This window comes from Phyllobacterium sp. P5_D12 (genome assembly GCF_054049495.1).
In genome coordinates this window covers 1-5,950 of the sequence record NZ_JBFUMG010000269.1, presented here as the reverse complement: position 1 = coordinate 5,950, position 5,950 = coordinate 1, and the positions used below count along the sequence as shown (strand labels likewise).

Annotated in this window: 8 protein-coding genes; 3 read left to right on the top strand and 5 right to left on the bottom strand. The window is 56.2% G+C overall.

The window, feature by feature from the left end:
* From ACXJ5O_RS16735 to ACXJ5O_RS16725, 3 genes are all read left to right on the top strand, one after another.
* Positions 1 to 1,184 (top strand): acetyl-CoA carboxylase biotin carboxylase subunit (locus ACXJ5O_RS16735; protein ID WP_457300870.1); only part of this gene is annotated, 1,184 nt, incomplete at its 5' end.
* Between the two features lie 48 nt (positions 1,185 to 1,232).
* Positions 1,233 to 1,802, top strand: a complete 570-nt coding sequence (aat, locus tag ACXJ5O_RS16730) for a leucyl/phenylalanyl-tRNA--protein transferase (RefSeq protein ID WP_457300871.1) — start codon at positions 1,233 to 1,235, stop codon at positions 1,800 to 1,802.
* Between the two features lie 276 nt (positions 1,803 to 2,078).
* Positions 2,079 to 2,492: a VOC family protein gene (locus tag ACXJ5O_RS16725; RefSeq protein WP_114429941.1), complete on the top strand. Its 414-nt coding sequence runs from the start codon at positions 2,079 to 2,081 to the stop codon at positions 2,490 to 2,492.
* Positions 2,493 to 2,511: 19 nt separating this feature from the next.
* Here ACXJ5O_RS16725 and ACXJ5O_RS16720 read toward each other — a convergent pair whose 3' ends face one another.
* The 5 genes from ACXJ5O_RS16720 to gatB all read right to left on the bottom strand — a co-directional run.
* A complete protein-coding gene (locus ACXJ5O_RS16720) occupies positions 2,512 to 2,958 on the bottom strand; it encodes a DUF2155 domain-containing protein (protein WP_271896419.1) in 447 nt (148 codons plus the stop codon).
* 81 nt (positions 2,959 to 3,039) lie between these two features.
* A complete protein-coding gene (locus ACXJ5O_RS16715) occupies positions 3,040 to 3,438 on the bottom strand; it encodes an NADH:ubiquinone oxidoreductase subunit NDUFA12 (RefSeq protein WP_112531299.1) in 399 nt (132 codons plus the stop codon).
* Between the two features lie 72 nt (positions 3,439 to 3,510).
* Positions 3,511 to 3,993 carry an N-acetyltransferase family protein gene (locus tag ACXJ5O_RS16710; protein WP_457300869.1) on the bottom strand — a complete coding sequence of 161 codons (483 nt, stop codon included), beginning with the start codon at positions 3,991 to 3,993 and terminating at the stop codon, positions 3,511 to 3,513.
* A complete protein-coding gene (locus ACXJ5O_RS16705) occupies positions 3,990 to 4,499 on the bottom strand; it encodes a GNAT family N-acetyltransferase (protein ID WP_112531297.1) in 510 nt (169 codons plus the stop codon). Before ACXJ5O_RS16705 ends, ACXJ5O_RS16710 begins: the two co-directional genes overlap by 4 nt.
* Positions 4,500 to 5,950: Asp-tRNA(Asn)/Glu-tRNA(Gln) amidotransferase subunit GatB (gene gatB / locus ACXJ5O_RS16700; protein ID WP_457300868.1), on the bottom strand; the 1,451-nt coding region annotated here is incomplete at its 5' end.

The following is a 5,950-nucleotide window of genomic DNA, read 5'->3' as shown; positions in this document are numbered from 1 at the left end:
ATCTGAATATCCATCAGATCGTTGCGGCCTGCGAAATCACCGGCGCCGATGCGATCCATCCAGGTTACGGTTTCCTGTCGGAGAACGCCAAGTTCGCCGAAATCCTCGAAGCGCACAACATTACATTCATCGGCCCGACTGCCGCGCATATTCGTATCATGGGCGACAAGATCGAGGCCAAGCGCACCGCGAAACGGCTCGGCATTCCGGTCGTTCCGGGTTCCGATGGCGGTGTAACTGATGATAAGGAAGCGGCGCGCATCTGTGCCGAAATCGGTTACCCGGTCATCATCAAGGCCTCGGCCGGCGGCGGTGGCCGCGGCATGAAGGTCGCGATGAACGAAGAGGAGCTTTCGGTCGCCCTGTCAACCGCCCGCACCGAGGCGGGTGCAGCCTTTGGCGACGATGCCGTCTATATCGAAAAATACCTCCAGCAGCCGCGCCACATCGAAGTTCAGGTCATGGGCGATGGCTTTGGCAAGGCCGTCCATCTCGGTGAACGCGATTGTTCGCTGCAGCGCCGGCACCAGAAGGTCTGGGAAGAAGCCAACTCGCCTGCCCTCAATTCCGACGAGCGCGAGCGCATCGGAATGATCTGCGCCAATGCCATGGCCGACATGGGTTATCGCGGCGCCGGCACCATCGAATTTCTCTACGAGAATGGCGAGTTCTATTTCATCGAAATGAATACCCGCCTTCAGGTCGAACATCCCGTAACCGAGGCGATAACCGGCATCGATCTTGTGCACGAGCAGATCCGCGTTGCCTCCGGCGGTGGACTATCGGTAACGCAGGAGGATATTCGCTTCTCCGGTCATGCCATCGAATGCCGCATCAATGCGGAAGATCCGCGGACGTTTACACCCTCACCGGGTACGATCACCCACTGGCATACGCCGGGGGGCCTTGGCATTCGCGTCGATTCAGGCGTCTATACCGGCTACAAGATCCCGCCCTATTATGACAGCCTCATCGGCAAACTCATCGTTCATGGCCGTAACCGCGTCGAATGCATGATGCGCCTGCGCCGGGCGCTCGACGAGTTCGTTGTCGACGGTATCAAGACCACGCTGCCGCTGTTTCAGGATCTGATCAATAATCCTGACATTGCCAATGGTGATTATGATATCCATTGGCTGGAACATTATCTGGCTGGTGACGCAGCAGACACTGCAGAAGAATAAGGCATGACGGGTAAGAACCCGCAAGAAGCATTCAGAATAGACCCCGAATTGTTGCTGCGCGCCTATGCAACCGGGGTTTTTCCCATGGCCGAAGAGGCGGACAATCCGGAAATTTTCTGGGTACGTCCGGAAAAGCGCGGCGTCCTCCCCTTCGAGAATTTCCACGTTTCGCGCAGCCTGCGCAAGACAGTGCGCCAAGGCCGTTTCGACATTCGCTACGATACCGATTTCGCGGGCGTTATTGCCGGTTGTGCCAGCGGCAGCGGCGAACGCGCCCGCACATGGATCAATCGCCCGATCCGCGAAGCCTATGGCAAGCTGTTCGACCTTGGCTATTGCCACACCGTCGAAGCCTGGCGCGACGGAAACCTTGTTGGTGGCCTCTACGGGATCGCACTGGGATCGGCATTTTTCGGCGAAAGCATGTTCTCACGCGAGCGCGATGCGTCGAAAGTCTGCCTCGTCCATCTGGTCAGCCATTTGATCGAAAAAAATTTTACGCTGCTCGACACGCAGTTCACCACCAATCATCTGGAAACCTTCGGCGCGGTTGAGGTCCCCCGGCGCCAATACCAGAAGATGCTGGAAAATGCCTTGGCGCAGCCAGCCGAATTCTAGGGTGTGTTGAGATTCGCGATCATGACGAGGCGAAAACGGTGATTTTCGAGAACCGGAGCGGAGCGTACTTGAAGTACGGGAGCACCGGATCGCAGAAAATTGCCGTTTGCAGACCGTCATGGCGCGAATAACAACACACCCTAAAAAACCGTCGCGGATCCAGTCGTATTGTCGGAACCCGACCAATGTTCAAAACATTCCTGAGAAGAATGTCGGGGAGCTGCAATTCCGTTCGTCCTTGAAACGGAACAACCCAAAGCCACAAGGAGAACTATCGTGAGACTCAATGCTTATTTGAACTTCGACGGTCAGTGTGAGGAAGCCTTCAAATTTTACGAGAAAGTGCTGGGCGGAAAGATCGAGTTCATGGTCCGCTATGACGAGATGCCCGAAGGCAACACGTCGGCGCCGGAACTGGCCAAAAATATCATGCATGTCAGCATGAAAGTCGGAGATACCATGCTGATGGGATCAGATGCACCGCCGCCTTATTTCCAGAAGGCACAGGGCATGACCGTGAGCATCAACACGGATAAACCCGATGAAGCAGACCGTGTCTTTGCCGAACTCTCTGAAGGCGCGACCAGCATCATGATGCCCATTGGTGAAACGTCTTGGGCTCAGCGCTTTGCGATGTTCGTCGATCGCTACGGCACACCCTGGATGATCAACTGCTCGAAGCCAATGTAGGCTATCAGCTTTGCTGAAATTAGTTCTGGGTTCCGCCCGTCTGGGCGGCATCCGGGGCTGGAACGTCCGACTTCTGTTTGCAAGCCTTTAGCCACACATCGTACACCGGGTGCTCGACCGCATTGAGGCCGGGGCTATCGGCAAACATCCAGCCGGAAAAGATCTTGCGGATTTTGCGGTCCAGCGTGATCTCGTCGACTTCGACAAATGTATCTGTCTTCGGCGTCTCCGTATCGGGACGGGTGTAGCAGACATGCGGCGTCAATTGCAGCGCACCGAATTGCACCGTCTCGTTGATGTAGACGTCGAAGGTGGTGATTCGTCCGGTGATCTTGTCGAGGCCGGAAAAGACGGCAATCGGATTTGAAATCTTGTCGGTCGATTGGGCCGATGCTCCGGAGACAGCACTGCATAGACCAGCAGTGATCAGCCCGACGGCAAGAGAGCGAAATTTCCGACTGATCATGTCATTTCCGGTTAAGCGCGCACAAGAGGATTTCGATTCCAGCCTGTCGATAAAGAGCAAATGTGGCAGAAGAAGACCCGATTAGGCGCCCGGTGTCCAGGCATCGTAATCGCCGGTCACGGTCGGCCGGTTATCGCCATGCGCAATCGAACCCTGCGGTCGATAGGCAGCGGCGGAACCGGTGAGATTCGCCTGGTGATTCTTTTCCCAAGGATACGGCTTATAGTTTTCCTGCGAAGGCGCAGTGTCAACCCTGTGGTGTATCCAGCCGTGCCAGCCGGCAGGAATAGCCGAAGCTTCCGCATAGCCGTTGTAGATTACCCAGCGTCGCTTGCGCCCTTCCGAATCGAAGGTGCCCTCGTAATAGACGTTGCCGAACTGATCTTCGCCAACTTTCGTGCCTTTGCGCCATGTGAAGAAGCGGGTACCGAGCGTCGGTCCATTCCACCACGTGAAAAACTGGGTCATGAAGGTCTTCATAGCAATCCTGCTTGGAATGTTGCCATTAGCAACTCATGGGTTTATGGCCGTATCATTGCCCGATAGCAAGGGTCAAGTTGACGCTGGAGCCAAGCGCATTTTGAATCCCGCGTGGCTCTTCTCGAAACCAAGCCGCTCGTAAAAACGGTGCGCGTCCTGGCGCTTGGCGTTCGATGTCAGTTGCACGAGAGCAATGTCCCGCTCGCGCGCAACATCAAGGCAATGCTGGATCAACTTTGCGCCAATTCCCTTGCCGCGCATATCGGCTCGTGTTTGCACCGCTTCGATAGCCATGCGCTTCGTTCCCCGACCCGTGAGCGACGTAATGAAGGTCACTTGTGCGGTGGCAACCACCTCATCCTTGAGAACGCCGACGAAGAGCAGATCGTTTGGACTGGCTTCGATCGTGGCAAAGGCACTTTCGTAAAGTGGCAACGCCGAAGAATCGGTTGTATCGCCGTGACCACCGATCGGATCATCTGCAAACAGCGCAATCAGTGCTCGCAGGTCATCGATCGTTGCCTGCCGGAACGTCACATCAATTTCTGCTGTCACGGTGCGAGCTCAAATCCAGTCAGGGATTTCTCCAGCACGACCACGGAAATACCCGAATTCGGCTCACCCCAGTTTTCGATCCGGTTGTTGGTACGCTCGAATCCCCTGCTTTCATAAAAGCTCAGCGCCCTTTGATTCGATTCGATAACTTCGAGCTGCAGCGCGTAGACACCGGGAAAGGCACTCTCCATTTCCGCCAGCAGCAACGAACCCACACCCTTCTTCTGATGTTCGGGATGCACATAGAGCTGGTTGAGGATCGAAAGCTTGTGATCCTTCTGCGACGCGTAGGCCATTCCCATGATATCGGCGCCATCATCGGCGATGATGAATTCCGAATAGGGTTTTGCCAATTGCTTCTTCAACGCATCGAGCGAATGATAGCGATCAGTGATCGCCTTCACTTTTTCGACGCCGTAAACATCGTCATACGTCGCGTGCCAGGTCAGGGCGAGCATGTCGCGCACCGCGTCCAGATCTTCCTTCGTTGCGCTGCGAACCCACATCTATTCGGTTATCCCGAGTTTTGCCTTGACCATGTCGCTGAGAACCTGAGGATTGGCCTTGCCGCCTGTCGATTTCATCACCTGTCCGACAAACCAGCCGGCAAGGCTTGGCTTTGCCTTGGCCTGCTCCACCTTGTCAGGATTGGCGGCGATGACATCGTCGATGGCTCTTTCGATCGCACCGGTATCCGTGACCTGCTTCATGCCGCGGCTTTCCACAAGTTCGCGGGGATCGCCACCTTCGTTCCAGACGATCTCGAAAAGATCCTTGGCGATCTTGCCGGAAATCGTGCCTTCCTTGATCAAATCGATCACGGCGCCGAGCTGCTCCGGCGACACAGGCGATTCCTCTATGCCCTTGCCGGCCTTGTTCAGAGCCCCGAGCAGATCATTGATCACCCAGTTGGCGGAAAGCTTGCCATCGCGGCCCTTGGCGACGGCCTCGTAATAATCGGCAATGGCCTTTTCCGTCACCAATATGGACGCGTCGTAGACGGAAAGCCCCAGCCCCGAGACGAGGCGCGCCTTCTTGTCGTCGGGCAGTTCCGGCAGGTCAGCCTTCAGCTCTTCGACATAGGACTGTTCGAATTCGAGCGGCAGGAGATCTGGATCAGGGAAATAGCGATAGTCATGTGCCTCTTCCTTGGAGCGCATCGAACGTGTCTCGCCCTTTACCGGATCGAAAAGCCGCGTTTCCTGATCGATGGAGCCGCCATCTTCAAGGACGGCGATCTGGCGGCGCGCCTCATATTCAATGGCTTGGCCAACAAAGCGGATCGAGTTTACGTTTTTGATCTCGCAGCGTGTGCCAAACTCACCGCCGGGCTTGCGCACCGAAACGTTGACGTCAGCGCGCATTGAGCCCTCATCCATATTGCCGTCACAGGTGCCGAGATAACGCACGATCGTGCGCAGCTTGGTGAGGTACGCCTTCGCTTCATCGGAGGAGCGCATGTCCGGCTTGGAGACGATCTCCATCAGCGCCACGCCGGACCGGTTCAGATCCACATAGGACATCGTCGGATTCTGGTCATGCAGCGATTTGCCGGCGTCCTGTTCAAGATGCAGACGCTCGATGCCTATTTCGATGTCCTCGAACTCGCCCTTTTTATCGGGGCCGACCGAGATGATCATCTTGCCTTCGCCGACGATAGGCTGCTTGAACTGGGATATCTGGTAGCCCTGCGGCAGGTCGGGATAGAAATAGTTCTTGCGGTCGAAAACCGACTTCAGATTGATCTGCGCCTTGAGGCCGAGCCCGGTCCGGATTGCCTGACGCACGCACCATTCGTTGATCACCGGCAGCATCCCCGGCATGGCGGCATCGACCAATGAGACATTCTCGTTCGGCTCGGCACCGAACGTGGTGGATGCGCCGGAAAACAATTTCGAGTTGGAGGTGACCTGCGCATGGACTTCCATGCCGACGACGATCTCCCAATCGCCTGTGG

Excerpts from the sequence above, each read along its gene's own strand:
- ACXJ5O_RS16705 (WP_112531297.1), bottom strand. The coding sequence starts at position 4,499 with ATGTGGGTTCGCAGCGCAACGAAGGAAGATCTGGACGCGGTGCGCGAC.
- ACXJ5O_RS16720 (WP_271896419.1), bottom strand. The coding sequence starts at position 2,958 with ATGATCAGTCGGAAATTTCGCTCTCTTGCCGTCGGGCTGATCACTGCT.
- ACXJ5O_RS16715 (WP_112531299.1), bottom strand. The coding sequence starts at position 3,438 with ATGAAGACCTTCATGACCCAGTTTTTCACGTGGTGGAATGGACCGACG.